Source organism: Aerococcaceae bacterium zg-252 (assembly GCA_016237705.1).
GTDB classification, from domain to species: domain Bacteria; phylum Bacillota; class Bacilli; order Lactobacillales; family Aerococcaceae; genus Globicatella; species Globicatella yangjingiae.
This window is the reverse complement of sequence record CP066204.1, coordinates 1,185,412-1,204,955: the sequence shown is the minus strand read 5'-3', so window position 1 is coordinate 1,204,955 and position 19,544 is coordinate 1,185,412. Positions and strand designations below refer to the sequence as shown.

General features: G+C 33.1%; 16 protein-coding genes. 15 read left to right on the top strand and 1 reads right to left on the bottom strand.

Annotated features, from left to right (window positions below; all coding sequences use genetic code 11):
• The first annotated feature begins 177 nt into the window (after positions 1-177).
• The 3 genes from JDW14_05760 (at position 178) to JDW14_05750 (ending at position 4,009) form a co-directional block, all read left to right on the top strand.
• Complete coding sequence (locus tag JDW14_05760) at positions 178-1,635, top strand: DUF1593 domain-containing protein (protein QQD64843.1); 1,458 nt, start codon at positions 178-180, stop codon at positions 1,633-1,635.
• A gap of 29 nt (positions 1,636-1,664) precedes the next feature.
• The gene (locus JDW14_05755; GenBank protein ID QQD64842.1) at positions 1,665-2,867 is read left to right on the top strand and encodes a prolyl oligopeptidase family serine peptidase; all 1,203 of its coding nucleotides are present in this window, start codon (positions 1,665-1,667) and stop codon (positions 2,865-2,867) included.
• A gap of 206 nt (positions 2,868-3,073) precedes the next feature.
• Entirely contained in the window at positions 3,074-4,009 is a 936-nt protein-coding gene (locus tag JDW14_05750) for an alpha/beta fold hydrolase (GenBank protein ID QQD64841.1), read from the top strand.
• Between the two features lie 467 nt (positions 4,010-4,476).
• Here JDW14_05750 and JDW14_05745 read toward each other — a convergent pair whose 3' ends face one another.
• Entirely contained in the window at positions 4,477-5,487 is a 1,011-nt protein-coding gene (locus tag JDW14_05745) for a helix-turn-helix transcriptional regulator (protein ID QQD64840.1), read from the bottom strand.
• A 207-nt stretch (positions 5,488-5,694) separates the two neighbouring features.
• Between JDW14_05745 and JDW14_05740 the strand changes: the two genes are divergently transcribed.
• From JDW14_05740 to JDW14_05685, 12 genes are all read left to right on the top strand, one after another.
• Positions 5,695-7,083, top strand: coding sequence for an MFS transporter (locus JDW14_05740; protein ID QQD64839.1), 1,389 nt, complete (start codon positions 5,695-5,697; stop codon positions 7,081-7,083).
• A 22-nt stretch (positions 7,084-7,105) separates the two neighbouring features.
• Positions 7,106-8,152 carry a family 43 glycosylhydrolase gene (locus JDW14_05735; protein ID QQD64838.1) on the top strand — a complete coding sequence of 349 codons (1,047 nt, stop codon included), beginning with the start codon at positions 7,106-7,108 and terminating at the stop codon, positions 8,150-8,152.
• Positions 8,153-8,462: 310 nt separating this feature from the next.
• Positions 8,463-9,764: a tetratricopeptide repeat protein gene (locus tag JDW14_05730; GenBank protein QQD64837.1), complete on the top strand. Its 1,302-nt coding sequence runs from the start codon at positions 8,463-8,465 to the stop codon at positions 9,762-9,764.
• Positions 9,751-10,293: a YpiB family protein gene (locus JDW14_05725; GenBank protein ID QQD64836.1), complete on the top strand. Its 543-nt coding sequence runs from the start codon at positions 9,751-9,753 to the stop codon at positions 10,291-10,293. The genes JDW14_05730 and JDW14_05725 overlap by 14 nt, the downstream gene beginning before the upstream one ends.
• Positions 10,290-11,507 carry a CCA tRNA nucleotidyltransferase gene (locus JDW14_05720; GenBank protein ID QQD64835.1) on the top strand — a complete coding sequence of 406 codons (1,218 nt, stop codon included), beginning with the start codon at positions 10,290-10,292 and terminating at the stop codon, positions 11,505-11,507. Before JDW14_05725 ends, JDW14_05720 begins: the two co-directional genes overlap by 4 nt.
• A gap of 21 nt (positions 11,508-11,528) precedes the next feature.
• Positions 11,529-14,015 (top strand): hypothetical protein, encoded by a 2,487-nt coding sequence (locus JDW14_05715; GenBank protein QQD64834.1) that lies wholly within the window; start codon positions 11,529-11,531, stop codon positions 14,013-14,015.
• 143 nt (positions 14,016-14,158) lie between these two features.
• Positions 14,159-14,635 (top strand): hypothetical protein, encoded by a 477-nt coding sequence (locus JDW14_05710; protein ID QQD64833.1) that lies wholly within the window; start codon positions 14,159-14,161, stop codon positions 14,633-14,635.
• Between the two features lie 21 nt (positions 14,636-14,656).
• A complete protein-coding gene (asnS, locus tag JDW14_05705; protein QQD64832.1) occupies positions 14,657-15,955 on the top strand; it encodes an asparagine--tRNA ligase in 1,299 nt (432 codons plus the stop codon).
• Positions 15,956-16,047: 92 nt separating this feature from the next.
• Positions 16,048-16,764 carry a DnaD domain protein gene (locus tag JDW14_05700; GenBank protein QQD64831.1) on the top strand — a complete coding sequence of 239 codons (717 nt, stop codon included), beginning with the start codon at positions 16,048-16,050 and terminating at the stop codon, positions 16,762-16,764.
• A gap of 279 nt (positions 16,765-17,043) precedes the next feature.
• Positions 17,044-17,742 (top strand): response regulator transcription factor, encoded by a 699-nt coding sequence (locus tag JDW14_05695; protein QQD64830.1) that lies wholly within the window; start codon positions 17,044-17,046, stop codon positions 17,740-17,742.
• A gap of 3 nt (positions 17,743-17,745) precedes the next feature.
• Positions 17,746-18,654: a HAMP domain-containing histidine kinase gene (locus tag JDW14_05690; protein QQD64829.1), complete on the top strand. Its 909-nt coding sequence runs from the start codon at positions 17,746-17,748 to the stop codon at positions 18,652-18,654.
• 117 nt (positions 18,655-18,771) lie between these two features.
• The gene (locus JDW14_05685; GenBank protein QQD64828.1) at positions 18,772-19,539 is read left to right on the top strand and encodes an ABC transporter permease; all 768 of its coding nucleotides are present in this window, start codon (positions 18,772-18,774) and stop codon (positions 19,537-19,539) included.
• The last annotated feature ends 5 nt before the right edge of the window (positions 19,540-19,544 follow it).

Sequence of the window (19,544 nt, the reverse complement as noted above, 5' to 3'; positions counted from 1 at the left end):
GGACTTTATGTTCAGTCCTTTTTTGCATTGTTTCAATTACTACCCTAAATCGATATAAATATCAATCTAAGAAATAAACACAAGACGCATGTTAATCGGCTACTGTGGTAACGCTTTTTTAAGGCTATACTAATGAATATAAGATTTATTTAGTTGATAGATATGGAGGTAATTGAGATGAAGAAAAAATTAAGAACCGTTGTAACAACTGATGGTGAAATTGATGATATTAATTCTTTTATTCGCTTATTAATGTATGCTAATGACATGGAAGTGGCAGGTATTATTTTGACGTCTTCGATGTTTCATTACAGTGGAAATTCAACCAAGCCACCTTATCGTTGGACTGGTACTACTTGGATTCCTAAGATGATTCAATATTATGGAAAAGTTTATGCAAATCTTATCCGACATGATGTAGACTATCCGACTCCCGAAACCTTACAATCAGTATATCGCATTGGAAATATTTCTGATGTAGGTGAAATGTCTGAGGAAACAGAGGGTTCTAATTTTTTAGCTGAATTAATATTAGATAACGATACTCGACCATTATATATTCAAACGTGGGGTGGTACGAATACGACTGCTCGTGCTTTAAAAACAATTCAAGAGCGATACGAGCATACTGCTCAATGGTCTGAAATAAAAGCAAAAGTTGAAATGAAAGTCGTGTTGTACATGATTTTAGAACAAGACTCAACCTATCGAGATTATATCGCACCCAATTGGAATCTAACGATTTTAAGTGATGATATGAATTTTGGCTATTTTTCTTACGGCTGGAAAAACTTGGATACTGCTCGTAAAGCATTATTTGAAAGTCAATGGCAATTAAAGCATATTGTAGGTAAAGGGGAATTACTTGAAAAATATGCATTAATAGGAGACGGTCATTACTTAAAAGGGGAGCTTGATTCAGATCAGTTTGGGCAAGAATCTTATTTGATTGCTCACCCAGAATGTCAGCGATATGATTTTATTTCAGAAGGTGACTCTCCGTCATATTTTTATTTGTTGCAAACTGCATTGCGTGGGTATGAATCTCCGAGCTATGGTGGTTGGGGCGGTCGATTTAAGAAAGTCCATAATCAAACGTATCAAAATCGAGCGTATGACTATAATCCTGCAACATCACGTTTTGAAGTTGAATACTCATTTGTTCGTTGGATTCAAGCGATTCAAGCTGATTTTGCTGCACGAGCAAAATGGTGTACGACTGACCAATTTCATCAAGTGAATCACTATCCTGTAGTGTCAACTATTGAAGATAAATCTGTATTAGCTGGTCAAACAGTGATATTGAATGCACAAGCAAAAGATTTAAATGATTTGCCTTTAGTTTATAAGTGGTGGTGTTACGAAGAAGTATCGACTTATTGGGATTTCAGTCATGTTCAGATGATAGAAGAAAAAAGAGCGTTTGGCGGCATGGAGTTTGTGATGTCCATTCATTCAGATACAATTGAAAAGGATTGGGAACTTGATATGGAAGGGATAGATACATCAACTGTAAAAATAAACATTCCTGAAGATGCGAAAAGTGGGGAAACATTCCATATTATTTTAGAAGTATCAAATCAATGTGATACACCATTGACAACGTATCAGCGAATTATTTTGACGGTTGAGTAGGATTGAATATAGAGTTAGGAAGTGACATTATGGAAGCTGATAAAGTAATTGCTAGTACTTATGTATCCCCAAAAGGACGTATGCTGGATAAATTTATTTATAAATTAGATGCGAGTGATGAAATATTTGTTGCATCAGATATTCATATTGCTGTAACGAATAAACAAGTGAATTTTAAAACAAAAGAAGCTGTTATTTCTGTGTTCGAACTGAAAATTGAAAGGATTATACAAGATAATGGTGAATTAATCATTGATATTGAAGATATACCGTTTGATTCGATTATTGAGATAAAAATCTCAGATGACAAAAATCGTTTGAATAGAATATGGTGCAAGCGAGGTAGCTTTGGCTTGAACCAAAATAGTGAGAAAGAACAGATGACGGTTTTAACACAATATGCTGATGAATTTGAAAAAAGCATCTTTACAGACAGTAAAGGAACACAAATAACTTATTGGCTGTATACACCTAAAGAGATTGCAGTAACACCGAAACCATTGATTATTTGGGAACATACAGGTGGAGAAGTATTGTCACTATCATTCGAAGGAGCGAATCTTGTGGCAAATCAAGGTGCGACAACTTGGTTAGAACATCAATATGATGCGTTGGTTTTATCGGTTCAATATCCAGAAAATTATTCGTTTGGTATTAGTGATGTTCCGGAAGAACTATCGTTAATGGAGGCATTCAATGATGCGAAATATGAATTGATTCAATCTTTGATAAATGAAGAGAAAGTAGCTGCTAATCGTATTACGATTACCGGTGCGTCATCGGGTGGTGGGGGAGCAATACGATTCCTGATGCAATATCCAGATTTATTTGCAGGAGCTTTAATTGTAAGTGCCAAAGATACCGTAATTCCTATTTCGAAAAAATATGATTTAGCCTATCAAATCGAAGATAATTCTAAACTTAAAATTACGCAAGAGCAGTATCAAGATACATATAATGAAATGCAGCAAACTTTGAGTGATTATAAAGCATTAATTAATGTACCGATTTGGTTTGTGCAAGCAGAGAATGACCAAATTACGACTTACTACACGGCTGAAATAATGGAAAAGATTTTGCGTCAAATGGGTGCAACTCATAATAAAATTACGCTTTATAGCGATGAAGAAATGGAAGCTGCTGGATTAAAAAAGGTATATCATGGCTCATGGGAAATTGTTTATCAAAATAAGGAAATGCTAGATTGGTTAGTTGAGCAAAGTCGTTATTAATAATGATGATAGTATGGCAGAGAGCGTGTGGTGCTTAGAGTTGAAATAAAATGGTACAGTGTGCTAATATTAAAAAACTTTAGTGTGACAATGAATATTTCGAAATGAACCACTGGAAGAAATTACTAGGATACGTGAATAATGCACGAAGGAAATTTCAGAAATATTATTTCAACACATTAGAGTCGAAAGGAGGAAAATAGAAAATGAAAAGAAAAACAAAAATTTTCATTCTATTGGGAAGTGTAATTATTTTAATGCTTAGTCAGAAAATCAATGCACAATTAGTAATCACTGGAGTAAAACAAACAGTAGCAGAGCTTTTTCAAGTAGAATTAGTAACAGCATATGGTATGGAATCACAAAACGATGAAGAAATTATTTCTGAAAACTATATGGTGCAGCGGGGAGATATTCAGCTCTACGGTGTGCTGACAGCTGCCAAATCATTTAGAGAAGAGAAGCGACCACTTATAATTATAGCTCATGGTTTTAATAATACGTTGGAAAGGTATGATGAATATGCTGATTTTCTTGCACGTCTCGGTTTTATAGTTTATCGATTTGATTTTTATGGTGGTAGTAGAAATTCTAAAAGTGGTGGAACAGATATGCTATCCATGTCAGTTTTGACAGAAAAATTAGACTTATCTGCAGTTGTAAATCAATTATCAAATGAATCTTTTGTAGATACCGATAACATTAATCTCTTAGGTGTTAGTCAAGGAGGAGTAGTTTCTACCTTGTATGCAGCAGAAAATCCAGATAATATCAATAAATTAGTTTTGATTTTCCCAGCATATGTTTTATTTGATGATGTTAAAGAAACGTTTGATAATTTAGGTGTTGCGTCCGTTGATAATATTCCTACGGTCATTACACATAGAAATGCCCAACTTGGTTCTGTTTACTTAAAAGATGCACTGGGCATTAATATAAATAAGGAAATAGAAAAAATTTCGGCACAAGTATTAATCATACATGGGACTAAGGATGAAGTTGTACCGTATGAATATGCTGTTGAAGCTAACAAACTATTTTCAGATTCGAAATTAGTAACAGTTGAAGCTGGAAGACATTGGATAGATAATGCTTTTAATCAAGTGGCATTTCCAGCCATTGAGGAGTTTTTAACGAAATAAATTTAGAGAGAAAAATTGATAAGTGCAGTTGATTATTTAAGATATGTCAGTTCAAGAGACTGGGCAAAAAGTCAGAAATTGGAACGAATCGAATGTTAAGAATGTTGTTAAATTAACATCTTTAATTTCATTTGTTAAAATTTGTGGACTTTTTACCTAGTCCTTTCTCATTTTTAAGAGAGTATTCGAAGGAAGATAGATACAAGGATTTGTTAATGTTTGACAAAGAGTATTATCTCGTTCTATGGTCGTAACTGACGTAGATACGAAATATTATATGCAGTACATGACAAACTGAATGCTATATGATTTAAATTTTATATTATAGATGTTCAAGTCGCTATGCTTTTCCAGCATAATAATAGTAAAAAATTGTAATTGTAATTATATCATTCGCATATAAAAACAGAATACCTCCCGGAAGTATCACTTATAGTAATTGAATTTAATAATAAGACTAATATTACTTAAATTTTAGAAGGAACATCAATCTTTTGAAATTTTAAACGATATTGCTTAGGGGAGTAACCCGTCATTTTTTTGAAGAAGTTATAAAAATATTGCTCACTTGAAAAAAATAAAGCTTCTGCGATAGATGAAATGGTTAAGTTTGTTTCGATTAATAATTGTTGAGCTTTTTGTATGCGTATGGTTTTAGAGTAATTTGAAATAGACTGTTTGTATTTTTTTTTCAGTAGTCGATTAAGATATTCCGGATGATAATGCAGTATTGCCTTAATCTCATCACGAGAGATATTACCATGGCTAGCCTCAATGAGAGTGGTAAGGCGATTGACAAGAAAATCCTCTTTGTTGATGTCAATATTAATTATATTTAAATTAAAGTGTTCTGGATTTTGTAGTATATATAAAAGTCTAAGTATTAAACCTTTTTGAAAAAAACTTGCTCCAATAGTATCAGATGATAATTCTAATTGAATATTATCTAAAAGAGTTCGGAATACGTGAGATTCAATGGGTAATTTTGACGAAAATTCAATAAAGTTCTTTTGTATATCCTGTTCAGAATTCAAGAATTGATTAAGATATCTTAAAATTGGTTGTTGGCTGTAAGCTTGGTCAAGTGATGATAATATATCTTTCATAAATGATTCTGAGATATTTAGTATGAGCAGATGTCCATTTGTGATTAAATCACTATGTGCAATAAAACGGTTTAATATACATCCTTGACCTGCTAAAAAAGTATACTCCATATTTTCGATACATTTTCTAACTTGACCTGAAAGAACGTAGAATAATTGGAATGAATTTGATTTATACATTTCAGTGGAAGGATCGCTAACAATAAAATTTAGTTCATGAGGTTGAACGGATGTGTATAGTAAGCCATTTGTGACTGATTGTTTGAAAAACATAGAGAGTGGAATACGTAAATCAATCAATGGGAAATTATCAGCGGATCGAGTGTTTTCAGTTGGACTAGGAAATTTTGATATATTATTTTTCTTTTTCATATAATGTCGCTTTCTGTGTAATTAAACTAATAGTAGGTTGATATTTTATATGTTATTGTAGCATATTTGTCATTAAAATATAAGTAACTGGTAGATATGAAAATAAATTTGAATTATGACTGATTACTTTAAAATGTTTCTATATTGTAGTTTTGACAGAAAAAGTTACATATTCTACCAGAATATCTTTTTTGAGGAGTATGACATATGGAAAAACGAGAACTTGAAGAAAAATTAGATAAGAAATTTACTTTTTTTCATGCAACATCTGTAAATGGAACCGCAATGATGATGCTTGCACTGATATCGACATATTTTAGTGTCTATATGACAGATACTATGGGAATTACTGCAAGTATGGCAGCTTTAGTAATGTTTATTGGTTCTTTATGGGATGCGATTAATGATCCAATTATGGGTATTATTGCAGATAGAACTAAATCACGCTGGGGTCGTTATCGTCCATATTTTGTACCGGCTCCTATCCTTTTAACTATATTTGGAACTTTAATGTGGCAAAATCCTTCGTTATCACAGAATGGCAAGTTTTGGTGGGCGTTAATCATGCAAATAGGATTTGGTATGACTGTTACCATGTATACAATGCCACAAATGTCAATTTTACCAGCACATGTAAAAAATGATGAACTTCGAAATAAAATTATTACATTTGGAGCTATTTCATCAGCTTTAATGTTTACTATAGGAACTTCTTTTGGTTTAGATTTAAAATCATTTTTTGAAAATACTTTTGGGATTTCAAATGGTTGGATTCCGTTGATGCTGATTTTAGGTTTATTGTCATGTATCTCATTTTGGGGTCTTTTTGCTACATCACAAGAAAAATATATTGAGCCGTTACCCGATCGACCATTAACTCAAGATTTGAAACGTATATTGAAGCATAAAGAGCTGATACCATTTATTATTGTTTGGGTATTAGTTTCTGTTGGCTATGGGTTATCATTTGCTTCTTCCGTGTATTATATGATTTATTATTTCCAGCGTCCAGATCTTGTTAGTGCTTTTATGTTAGTTGCTTCACCAGCTGGACTATTATCTATGATGCTGATTATGCCATTGACGTTAAAATTCTTTAAAACTGCTGAAAAAGCAATTACTTTTTCAGTATTAACATCAAGTTTCTTTTATGTATTCATGTTTTTCTTTGGAAAAAGTAGTTTTATCTTACTATGTATATTGAGCTTTGGTGCATCATTATTTGCTACAATGCAAAATGCACTTGTAAATGTTTTAGTAAATGATGCCATTGACTACATACAGTTTACCGAGGGGATTTCAGCTAATGGTCTGATTTCTTCAATTAAAGGATTTGCACAAAAATGTGGTGGAACAATTACAAACTCGGGCATACTTTTCATTTTAGGATTGACAGGCTATATTGCGAATGCTGTTGGTGAACAAAATGCAGCCACACTTTTTGCTCTTAATTTTTTGAAGTCAGGGGCTCCGGTTGTAATTGGACTTGTAATGTTAATTGCACTTCGCTTCAATCCAGTAAATAAGTATAGAGAAGATATTGCTGCAATGAAAGCCTTAATTCGTGATCATTCTATAGATAATCATAAAAAATAATTTGAAATAAAGGAGTAATGAAATGAAAAATAATTCTTTTAAACCAGGTAAAGTATGGTTAGATACCAATGGAAATCGAATTCAAGCTCATGGTGGGTCAGTAATACATATTGAAGGTATTTATTATTGGTATGGGGAAAATAAAGAAAAAACAGATGGAAAAAACGGTATATGGCATTGGGGTGTAAGATGCTATAGTTCAACTGATTTATATAATTGGAAAGATGAAGGGATTATTATTCCTCCTGAATTAGAAGATGAAAACTCTAGTTTGCATCCGACAGCATGTATGGATCGACCGCATATTATTTATAATAAAAAAACAAAAAAATATGTTTGTTGGTTAAAAATTATGAATAGTTTTAATGAGCAGACGGAAACTATTTTAATAGCAGACCATATATTGGGTCCCTATATTAAAGTAAAAGAGGGATTAAAGCCATTAGGTATGAATGCTGGAGATTTTGATTTAGCAGTAGCACCTGACGGTAAAGCTTATTATTATTTTGAACGAGTTCACAGTGAAACAATTTGTGCTGATTTAACGGATGATTATACGGATGTTACAGGATATTATTCAACGCATTTTCCTCGTATTCATCCTCCTTATGTTAGAGAAGCAACTGCTCATTTTTATAGAAATGGTAAACATTATTTATTGACATCAGGAACAACAGGGTATTTACCTAATCCCTCTGAAATAGCGATTTCAGATACTTGGCATGGTCCTTATACTGTTCAAGGAAATCCTCATGTAGGTGATGAAAGTAATACATCGTTTTATTCTCAAATTTCTTCTGTATTCAAAGTTGAAGGAAAAAAAGATTTATATATTGCTTGTGCAGATCGTTGGCTTCCTAATGAGATGCATAGATCGTATGATGTTTATAAAGAAATGTTCGAAAAGATTTTTCAAGGACGAGAAGATGAATTTGATTTTTCCAAAATGGGAGATTATCCTGTCGAAAATACATCTATTGCTGACTATGTTTGGCTGCCAATTCGCTTCGAAGGTGAGAAAGTATTTATTGATTGGCATGATGAATGGACATTAGATGATTATGAATAAAATTCATTTTGATGATATAGAAACATCGCAATATTAGCTATTAAGTTTATAAATTATAGTTTGTATTATAAGACTAGGTAGTTATGCTATTGCTTTAGGCAGACAAAAACACATGGACTTGGTTTATGTGTTTTTTTTGTCCTAGAGAATGGGGCACTTTTTTGGTGCAATAAGGTGGTAGTAACCAATAATACCAAGTTATATGATGATATAATGACAGGAATTTACCTTATAAAATCAGCTACCATTTCAATATTCTCTAAAATCATGATATAATAAGAAATGAAATTTTACGAGAGGGGTATGGGAAATGTTGAGTGAGGAATTGTTTGAGCGATTTCAATCCATTGTTGACCCCGTTATATTACGTCAAGAATTAGCTTATTATATTGATTTAGCGTACGAAGATAAGCATTATTATAAAGCCTTGTTGGCATTAGCAGAACGCTTTGGCAAATCGGGCTATGTAGAAAATAAACGCTTGGTACTAGAAGAACTATGGGCGGTAGAACCTAAAGAAAAAATTTGTTATGAGCTTACACAATTATTTTTAGCAATGGAAGAGATTGACTTAGCATTACAATGGTTAATGCAATTAAAGCAATTTCCAGAGTCTGCTAATAATCTTTTATTGGAGTATCAAGTAGCAAGTAAATTACAAAATACCCAACATGCTAAAAAGGTGTTAGAATCAATTATCAAAGACTATCCACAAACAGCACAAGCCTATTTTTTGCTAGGAAAATTGCAGTTAGATAATGGAAATTATAAACAAGCTAAAACATATTTTAATGTCATATTAGAATATTTTTCAAAGAGTGAATGGGCATTACCAGCACGAAATTATTTATTGGAGCTACTTACAAAAAATGAAGTGCTTTCGGTAGAAGAGATTGAAAAATTGATTCAACATGAGATGCTACCTGTGATTTCAACGGCAGAAGAATTTTATTATGTGGCAAAAGCCTATTATTTAATACAACAATATGCAACGGCACTAGAGTATGTGACGGTTGCTTGGGAGTTGGATAATGATTTTATTGATGCGAATTTGTTGAAATTAGATATAGTTTCACGATTGGGTGACGGTGCACGTGTTCAGTCAAGTGTTCAATGGCTGGCTGAGGCATTACCGATTGACCATGAATCGCTGGTAGAAGTGATGCAAGTAGCATATTTACACAATTGCTTGTCGGATAGCTTAATTAAAAAAGCAGAGCAATATGTTTATTTAGCTACGCTCGATGAACAGTTTGAGTTAATCAATATGATTACACACTATTATGTGTCCTTGGGTGAGGCAGATTATTTACTTAACTTATTAGATTCGTGGGCAGAAGAATTGGAAGAACCTGCTTATTTAAGTTATGGCTATGCTAAAGTGTATCAGTTGTTAGGTGATGTTGAAACGGCAATGGATTACTACGGAGATGCACTGGAATTAGCATTAAATATTGATACATTAGTGATTGATTTAGTTGAATTGTATCTTGAAGAAAATCAAAAGGATAAAGCCATTCAATTGATGAATGACTATAAAGATACCTACTATGACCACGAACGCTTAAAAGAATTAAGAAAGAAATGGGGCGAGGGAAATGGTGAATCGTAATCAACGCAAACGGCAATTTTTACAATGGTTATTACATCATTTTAAACATCAAAATCCAGTAGTGAATCACTTTTTACAATTTTTGATGACAGAGCCGAATTGTATTCAATATGTGTCATTTACCGAAGCTTGTGATTATTCGCCACGTGGTATTTATATTTCTTATTTAACGCATACGGATAAACCATTTGTTTACTATAAGCAAAATAAGGCATTTACTAAATGTGAGCAAGCTTTTCATGATTTTCGCTTAAATGTGCAAATGGCACGTGAACAATTTTATATTGAAATTGATATTCCGAAAGTCTATGCCGTCTTATATGAATTTGATATTTTTGAAGAAAATCCGTATTTACCGATTGAACAAGCCAAGATTGATGAAGTGGAGCAAGTCTTAAATCAATTGACGAGTGCTGCACAAATTAAAAATTGGCAAGAATTAATTGATGAGGGATTAGCACAACATAATTATGAGCAAGTGGAGTATTACTTGCAATTGATTGAAAAAGCGAGGGGGAAACAAAGGTGAAGATTAAATTAAAGGATTCCTTATTTGTTTCTGCTCAGCCGATTATGCAAAGACTTGAGTCTCATGGCTATGAGGCTTATTTTGTTGGTGGTTGTGTGCGTGATACATTATTAGGTCATGCGATTCATGATATTGATATTGCGACCAGTGCGAGACCAGAAGAAATTGAGCGTATTTTTCATTTGACCATTGATATTGGTAAAGAACATGGAACGATTATTGTAGTTGAAAATCGAGTGCATTATGAAATTACGACTTTTCGTACTGAGGGAGAATATAGTGATTTTAGACATCCAGATTTTGTTGATTTTGTTCGTGATTTACGTGAAGATACATTACGACGAGATTTTACAATTAATGCCTTAGCATTTGACCGAGAGGGTAACTTATACGATTATCATCATGGATTGGAAGATTTAGAGCAGCAACTGATTCGTGCAGTTGGCGTACCGCATGAGCGTTTTACTGAAGATGCACTGCGTATTGTCAGAGCAATCCGCTTTGCAAGTCAGTTAGGTTTTGATATTGAGCCTAAGACGTATGATGCGATTCAAACATTGGGGCATCTATTGCCTAATATTGCGATTGAACGCATTCGTGTTGAACTGTCTAAATTCTTTTTAGGCAATTATTTTGAAAAGAATGCCTTATTGTTGGTGGAAAGTGAGATTGCTAGTCATATCGACATCTTAAAGGCACTCCCTGTTAAAGATGCACTTGAATTTATGGTCAAGGCTTTGAATCATCAAGTATTGCAAGATGAACGATTAGCGTGGTTTCTTTTTACGAGGGGTTTAGGGTTAGATGAAAAAGCATTACAGGCTTTTTTAAGAAAATGGACACATAGCAATCAATTTATACAGGAAGTGACATGGTTACATCAACTGTATACTATTTTATTGCAGCGACCTTTAACTAATTGGGAAGTTTATTATTATCCGATTGAATTAATTGAGTTGCTTGAAGTATTTTTAAAACAACAGTCGCAACCAATTATGAGCAATGCAAGAACATTATATGATGCATTACCTGTTTATGATAAAAAAGAAATTGTCGTGAATGGTAAGGATTTATTAACACTTTTAGGATTAGAAAAAGGGAATGCTCAAGTGGGGCAATTATTGCACCAAATTGAGCGTGCCGTTGTGATGAATGAGTTGGCAAATGAAAAAGATGTCATTGAAACATTTATTTATCAGCAGTTAAATCAATGAGTATGAGATAGGAGGGTGACAATGCAGGCAGAGAGAATTGCGATTGTTGATATTGAGGCGACAGGTACCAATTTTGCAGAGGGCGACCGTATGATTCAATTAGCAGCCATTATTATTGAAAATGGCTCAATCGTAGCTGAACATTCAATGATAATTAATCCTGAAATGGTCATTCCGACTCATATTTCTCATTTAACGGGGATTACTCAAGAGCAAGTAGACATTGCACCAACCTTTGAAAAAGTGGCATCTTTATGGGAAAATCGTTTGCGAGATTGTATTTTTGTGGCTCATAATTTGGCATTTGATTATACATTTTTGCAGCAATCTTTTGAATTATGTCAGATTGAGTGGCAGCCTAAGGCATTGATTGACACGTTGACATTGGCTAAGATTATTTTTCCAACGGCAACAGGTTATACGGTATCAGATTTGGCGTCTTTATTGGAGATTCCGTTTGATAATGCTCATGATGCGTTACATGACGCTCGGACAACGGCTTATATTTTAGATCAAATGAGCCGTCACTATCAATTATTGCCGAATCAGACGCAAGCATTTTTAGCTAAATTAAGTACGAAATTGCGAAAAGATGAATCGCTCTTTTTTAATGAATATCAAAACTTTCAAATTGTAGGCTCTAGTTATCACGAACTAATCATGTTGAATCAACCCACTTCATTGCAATCGCAACACAAGGCACTGGGTTCGTGGTTATTGGAACAGTATTTACAATTGAATGAGGGGCAACGGTTGATTAAGGTGACCAATGCAGCGATGCCGATTGAAGAATCATTATTGGTGGAAGTAGCACAACAGTTACAGCAACCAACTATCTTAGTTTGTTCCAATCCATTACCAAGCATGCCGGACCACTTTATTGAATGGCAGACATCTTCGGCATTTCTTAATCGAAATGTTTTATTGGCAATGCAGGAAAATGTCGATGAATATACTTTGTCGCAGACAGAAGTTGGGCAGTTAATGGCAATATCCATTTGGTCGCATACAACGAAAACTGGATTATTTAAGGAATTGAATAATGAAAATCAGCCGACAGCTTTGTTTGAAAAATTAAAGACGATACCTAAAGACGATACCTATTTTTATCAAAAATATTGGAAACGATTAAAGAGTGCTAAAGTGATTGTTGTGCCATATTATCAATTAGCATCAATACTGACGTGGTTGATGGTATTGTCGATTACGCAGCAGAATACTAAACGTCACTATCATTTGTTGATTGATAATCAGACGAAGTTGCTGCAACAATTGAGTTATATGGATACGATAACAGTGCCGATTAGTGAATATTTCACGACACTGCAATCGTATATTGATTATCGGCAATATGTGACAAAAGGCATAGATATAAGTCCGTTTTTAAAAACAGTGATAAACTTACAAAAGCAATTTAGTCAACTAATGCAACAACTATTAGAGCAATTAAATCAGCATTTTCCACAAGAGAGCAAACAACAAATCGAAGAGCAATTGGTGCTATCTGCTAGTGAAGTAGAGAATTTGAAGTCGACCATTGGTAGTATGTTGCAGCCACTCTATAAAATTGTTTCCAAATGGGGCGATAAAAAAATTAATGTGTTCCCCTTTAGCGATTTTTACGAGCGTTTAGAAACGATTTTTTATAAAGCATCTCAAGACGGAGAAATTATTTTATCAGCAATGCACTTTAATGAGCATTTTTATCAAATAAAAATCGAAAAGCGTCCGATACAATTAAATTCGAGATACTTACAAGTATTACCGACATTAAAAGGTATGATGATGTTTCAACAGGGGCATGTGTCACAACAATGGTATGAAGTACCACAATTGAATCAAATGACGACAATTCAATTGCCGTCACTCTATGTGCCAAAGCAAACGATGTATGTTCCATTGGGCTATTTACCAGAGCAGATTGAAATTCAGCCTGGAGTTGTGTCGATTTCTCAAGAAAAAGCCATTTTGCAAATGGGAGAATTTATTGCAGAACAGCTTGACGTCTTGCATAATCGTCTGCTCATTTTGACGCCGAATAAGCAAGCAGTCGAGCGTACTTATCAATTATTGACGAATAAGGCGATTCGAGAACACTATAAAGTGAATGCTGAGGGTATTCATGGTAAATTAAAGCGAGTGAGTAAAAATTTCCAAGAAGAAGATAAAACCATTTTAATCGTGAGTCAAACTTCTTTTACCAATGAGTTTAGTATGATTAGTGGCGAAGAAACGGATGTTTTAATACAGACCTTACCGTTTACGCATTCCAACTATATTGAGGCACAACGTGTCGCTCATTATTATCAGTGGTCGGATATGGAATTATTCAATTATTATTTGTTAGATAAGATGAAAGATGATTTTACTTCACTTATTCAGTGCATTAATCAACGTGTTCAAGTAAAAGACTTTTATTTGTTTGATGAACGTCTATATACTAAGTATTATTCGAATGACTGCCGTCTTTTTTTTGAACAATGGCTAAATTTTGAAATTATAGACTGACAGATAACTAAAAAAATGGTATGCTTATCATGTTAGAGAAAGTAGAAACAGTATGGAATCCGTTTAGCGAATGGTCGGGGTTAGTGAAGTCCATAATGCTGGTGTTCCATAACGATAAGTAAAGAAATTTAGGAGAATGTGAATTGAGTAAAAAATTAATATCTTTTCTAACCATTCTATTTTTGATATTACTCATCAGTTTTCTAGCATTATTTATTCGAACACAAGACCGAATTTATCGTGCAGAAGATGAGGCAATTCAATTAGTTTCATATGATTATGAAGTGAAAAAAGTGAATAAATTTTATTGGAGTACGCTCGATAAAACTTATTTTGGTTTAGATTTTACAGATAAGGATAAGCAGCAACATTATGCATTAATTGCACAAGACGGTGGCGAAACCCAATATTTTACACCGAATGATATTATCAGTGAAGAAGATGCGAAAGCAATCACGTTGAATGATGTTAAACCGTTTCGCATTTTACAAATGCGTTTATCTTTATTTAATGACCAACCCGTATGGGAGGCAACTATTAAAAATGAAAATGGAACGCTAACCTATTATACGATTAATGCAAAAGACGGTAGTTGGATACAAACGATTGAAAATTTATAATAAAAGATTCTAGGAGGATTTATGGAAGTAATTACAATGCGTCAGGCAAAAGAATTTGTCGGCAAAGAAGTTAAAATGAATGCGTGGGTTACGAACAAGAGAAGTAGTGGGAAGATTGCATTCTTACAATTACGTGACGGAGTCGCATATTTTCAAGGGATTGTAGTAAAAGCAGATGTTTCAGAAGAAACATTTGAATTAGCGAAATCATTAGGACAAGAATCAAGTATTCAAGTAGTCGGTGTGATGCAAGAAGATACACGTTCTGCTTTAGGTTATGAATTATTAGTAAAAGAAATTCACTTAATTGGCGAAAGTCATGAATATCCAATTACACCAAAAGAGCATGGAACGGACTTCTTAATGGATCACCGTCATTTATGGTTACGTTCATCTAAACAACATGCGATTTTAACAATTCGTAATGAGTTAATTCGTGCAACGTATGAATTTATGGCTAAAGAAGGCTTTATTAAAGTCGATCCACCTATCTTAACTGGTAGTGCACCTGAGGGAACAACTGAATTATTCCATACGAAGTATTTTGATGAAGATGCGTTTTTATCACAAAGTGGTCAATTATACATGGAAGCTGCAGCCATGGCATTTGGTAAAGTATTCTCATTCGGTCCAACTTTCCGTGCTGAAAAATCTAAAACTCGTCGTCACTTAATTGAATTTTGGATGATGGAACCAGAAATGGCATTTGTTGAGCATGAAGAAAGTTTACAAGTTCAAGAGAAATATGTTGCTTACTTAGTTCAATCAGTAATTGATAATTGCGAATTAGCATTAAAAACATTGGGTCGTGATGTAGAGTTATTACGCAAATATACGGTCACACCTTATCCACGTATTTCTTATACAGATGCGATTCAATTATTGAATGACAATGGATTTGATGATATTACATGGGGCGATGATTTTGGTTCACCACACGAAACATTTATTGCGAGCCAATATGAGCAACCAATCTTTATTGTGAATTATCCAAAATCAATCAAGCCATTCTATATGAAAATTAACCCAGAAGATCCACGTACTGTATTATGTGCCGATATGATTGCACCAGAGGGTTATGGTGAAATTATCGGTGGTTCAGAGCGTGAAGTGGATTATGCAACATTAGAAGAAAATATCAAAGCATTCGGATTAGATTTAGATGCGTATGCGTGGTATTTAGATTTACGTAAATATGGTTCAGTTCCACATTCTGGTTTCGGAATTGGATTGGAACGTGCAGTTGCTTGGATTAGTGGTATTGAGCATATTCGTGAAACATCACCATTCCCACGTTTATTAAACCGTATTTATCCATAATAAGTTTTTGAAGTTGGGCATAGCAATCTAGTTATTAGATTTTTATGCTCACTTCTTTTAAAGTACAAGATAATAGAAGTGGAGCTGTCAAAATGTCCTTAATGTATCAAATATTTTCAGAGGGTGTCACCGTCTTACCACGAAAAATGATTCATGCCTATAAAGACTTAAATATTTCGCCGAATGCCTTTATTTTGTTGATTTATTTAATTGACCACCAGCGAGAATTGCAGCATGAAGCACCATTAAAAAAGGTGGCTGTTCAATTAGGTTGGCAAGAAAAAGAAGTGTATGAGCATTTCTCAGAACTATTAATGGCAGAGTATATTCGTTTTGATATGGAGACGGACGCACAAGGGAAAAAATATGATGTCTTGTCACTTGAGCCATTTTATGAATGGTTGGAGCAAACGATGCAACCGAAGATGAATGAGCCAACTGCACCGATAGTATCATTGGAACAAAAATTAGAATTAGTACCGACATTTGAGGGCGAATTTGGTCGTCCGTTAACACAAATTGAATTAATGCAAATTGCTGATTGGAAAACAGGCGATGCGTTTGAAGACGATTTGATTATTTTGGCATTAAAACAAGCTGTTTTGAACCAAGCAATTAGTTTGAAATATATTGACCGTATTTTACTAGGTTGGAAAAAGAAAAATATTCGTACCGTTGAAGAGGCGAAACGAGATATTGAACAGTACAATCAAGCGAAAGTAAACCGTCAACAACAATCGTCAGTCCAATCGAATGAAACAATCGAATCATTTCAAATTCCCGATTTTAATTGGGATGATTTGAAGTAAAAATTAAGGTTATCTTATATAAATTCCATAGATTTACCTATTTTATAAAAATGTCCATTGTGGCTTTTTAGGAAGAATACTCTTTTATGAGGGTATTCTTCTTTTTATTGAGTTAGCCTAAATACAAAATCAAATAAAAATTGAATATAACACAAAATGTAGGATATAATTATCTTGAGAACTTAGAAAAAATGTAAGTCTTTAGAGAGATTGTACGCAAATTGATGTATTTTCCTTTGATAATAATTATATTGAATAAGAAGTATGGAGTTATGAGATATGAGAGAGATAATAATTATTGATGATGATATTGCATTATGTAATTTAATTAAAAAGTGTTTAAGTACTGAGGGATATTCTGTTGATATTGCGAATAATGGATTAGACGGGTATAAGAAAATACGAAATGCAAATAATTTGTGTCTGATTTTACTAGATATTATGCTCCCTGATTTTGATGGGTTTCAAGTTTTGGAGATGATAAGGGAAGAATACACTGTTCCGGTTTTAATGTTGACTGCGAAGTCTGATGATGATTCAAAAATTTATGGACTTAAACAAGGTGCAGATGATTATCTAACGAAGCCGTTTAATATCAACGAACTTAAAGCAAGAGTTGAAGCTATGGTTAGAAGATTCACAGACTTTAATCAGAAAAGCACAGACCAGTTTAAAGAAATCATAATAGAAGATATGAGAATAGATAAAGAGAATAGAACTGTAAAAATAGGAAATCATAATATCGAATTAACAAGTAAAGAATTTGACTTGTTATATTTTCTAGCATCTAATAAGGGAAGAATTTTTACAAAAAAACAAATATATACAAATGTATGGGAAGAAGATTACCTTTTTGATGATAGCAATATCATGTCCTTTATCAGTAAACTTCGCAAAAAAATAGAACCTAACCCTGAAGAACCAACTTATATTTTGACAGTGAGAGGCGTAGGGTATCGTTTTAGTAAGGGGGAGTAATGTATGGATATAAAAAACATTATCATCGTGATATTTTTATTTGTGATTTTATCTTTAGTAAGAAAGATTATGCATATAAAAAAGGAAATAGATAGGATTCAAGAGGTACTTATTGATATTAAAAATGGCGATTATAATCGTAGAATTTTAATTAATAAAAATGATATTACAGAAAAGCTCTGTCATGATATAAATGAGATAACTCTACAAAGTCAAAATAAACTAATAGAGCAAAAACAATCAGAGCAGGCATATAAATCACTTATGACAAGTTTATCTCATGATGTAAAAACTCCTTTAGCATCTATGGTTGGATATTTGGAAGCAGTGCAAGAAGGACTTGTTACAGGAGATGAAAAAGACGACTATATAAAAGTTTCCTTAAGTAAAGCACATTACTTAAAAGATTTTGTAGAAAAACTCTTTGATTGGGTAAAATTAGATTCGGGAGAATGGAAGTTTTCTTTTGCGGTTAAAGACTTAAATGAATTAACAAGACATGTGGTAAGTGATTGGATTCCTATTTTTGAAGAAAAACATATAAGTTATGAAATTGAAATTCCAGAACGGGAATGTAATATAAGGATAGATGAAAATGCTTATTTTAGAAGTTTAAACAATATTATTAACAATATTATTGTTCACAGTAATTGTGATAGAGTACATTTGAAATTAGAAAAATCGGATACAAAAGTTACTTTGACGATTTCAGATAATGGAAATGGTATAAGTGAAAAGGACTTACCATATATATTTGATAGAATGTATCAAGCAGATAGTTCAAGATTAACCAAAGGGTCAGGACTTGGATTATCAATTGCTAAAGAATTGTTGCGAGTGAATAATGCTAACATAAGCGTAAGTAGTGTGCCTAATATAAAAACTGTTTTTATTGTAGAGTTTGCAATATAAGTTGCTGATTTAGAAAGCCTTTTGGGGCTTTTTTTATTGTAGTAAGATAAAAACAAGAGTGTCGCAAGATTATGGCAAGGTTAATAATTTATAATATGTATTGTAAGGAGGTGCGATATGCATTTAATAAAAGCTGAAATTAAAAAATGGAAGAGAAGTAGAATTTTGACAGGTATTATTATATTAACTATCATCTTAAATTTATTTGCAATCGAAAGAGCATTTTCAATATCAAGAAAAAGTCCTATCATGGATAGTTTTGGAGATTTATATTGTTTAGCATTTAAAAATATAACCTTTGTATTCTTGCCAATCGTAATTGGGATAATTTCCACTATGTTATTTTTCGATGAAAAAAAGAATGATACTTTAAAGAATGTACTAATAACTTCGGTTAGTAGATTTGAAGTATTTTTAGTGAAATTTGTTCTGCTTGAGTTATTAACTATCTTTTTAATGATATTAACATATATATCATCTGTATTGGGTGCAGTAATAAGTGGAGGCTTTATCGATTTTAATTTAATTACATTAAAAGAGGCAGCACTATTATATGGGGTTGCAGCGTTATTAATTCCAATTGCAATGCTTCCGGTGATTTACATTGCTACTTTTTCTAAGAGTTATGTTTTGCCTATTTCTATGTGCTTGCTTTATTTAGGAATTGGGTTATTTGGAGTTTCGATATTAGTTCCTATACATCCGCTTGCAAGTTTATTAGGGGTTTATCAAAATGTATCATCGGCTGCTAAAGAAATGGTAGAAAACAGTATCGGTGGATATTCGTTAAATGTATCGCAGTTTAGTTGCTTGGTATCTATTTTAACAATTGGCACACTATTTTTTGTGTTCTCTGTAAAATCTATGAAAAGACAAAATTATTAAAGGAG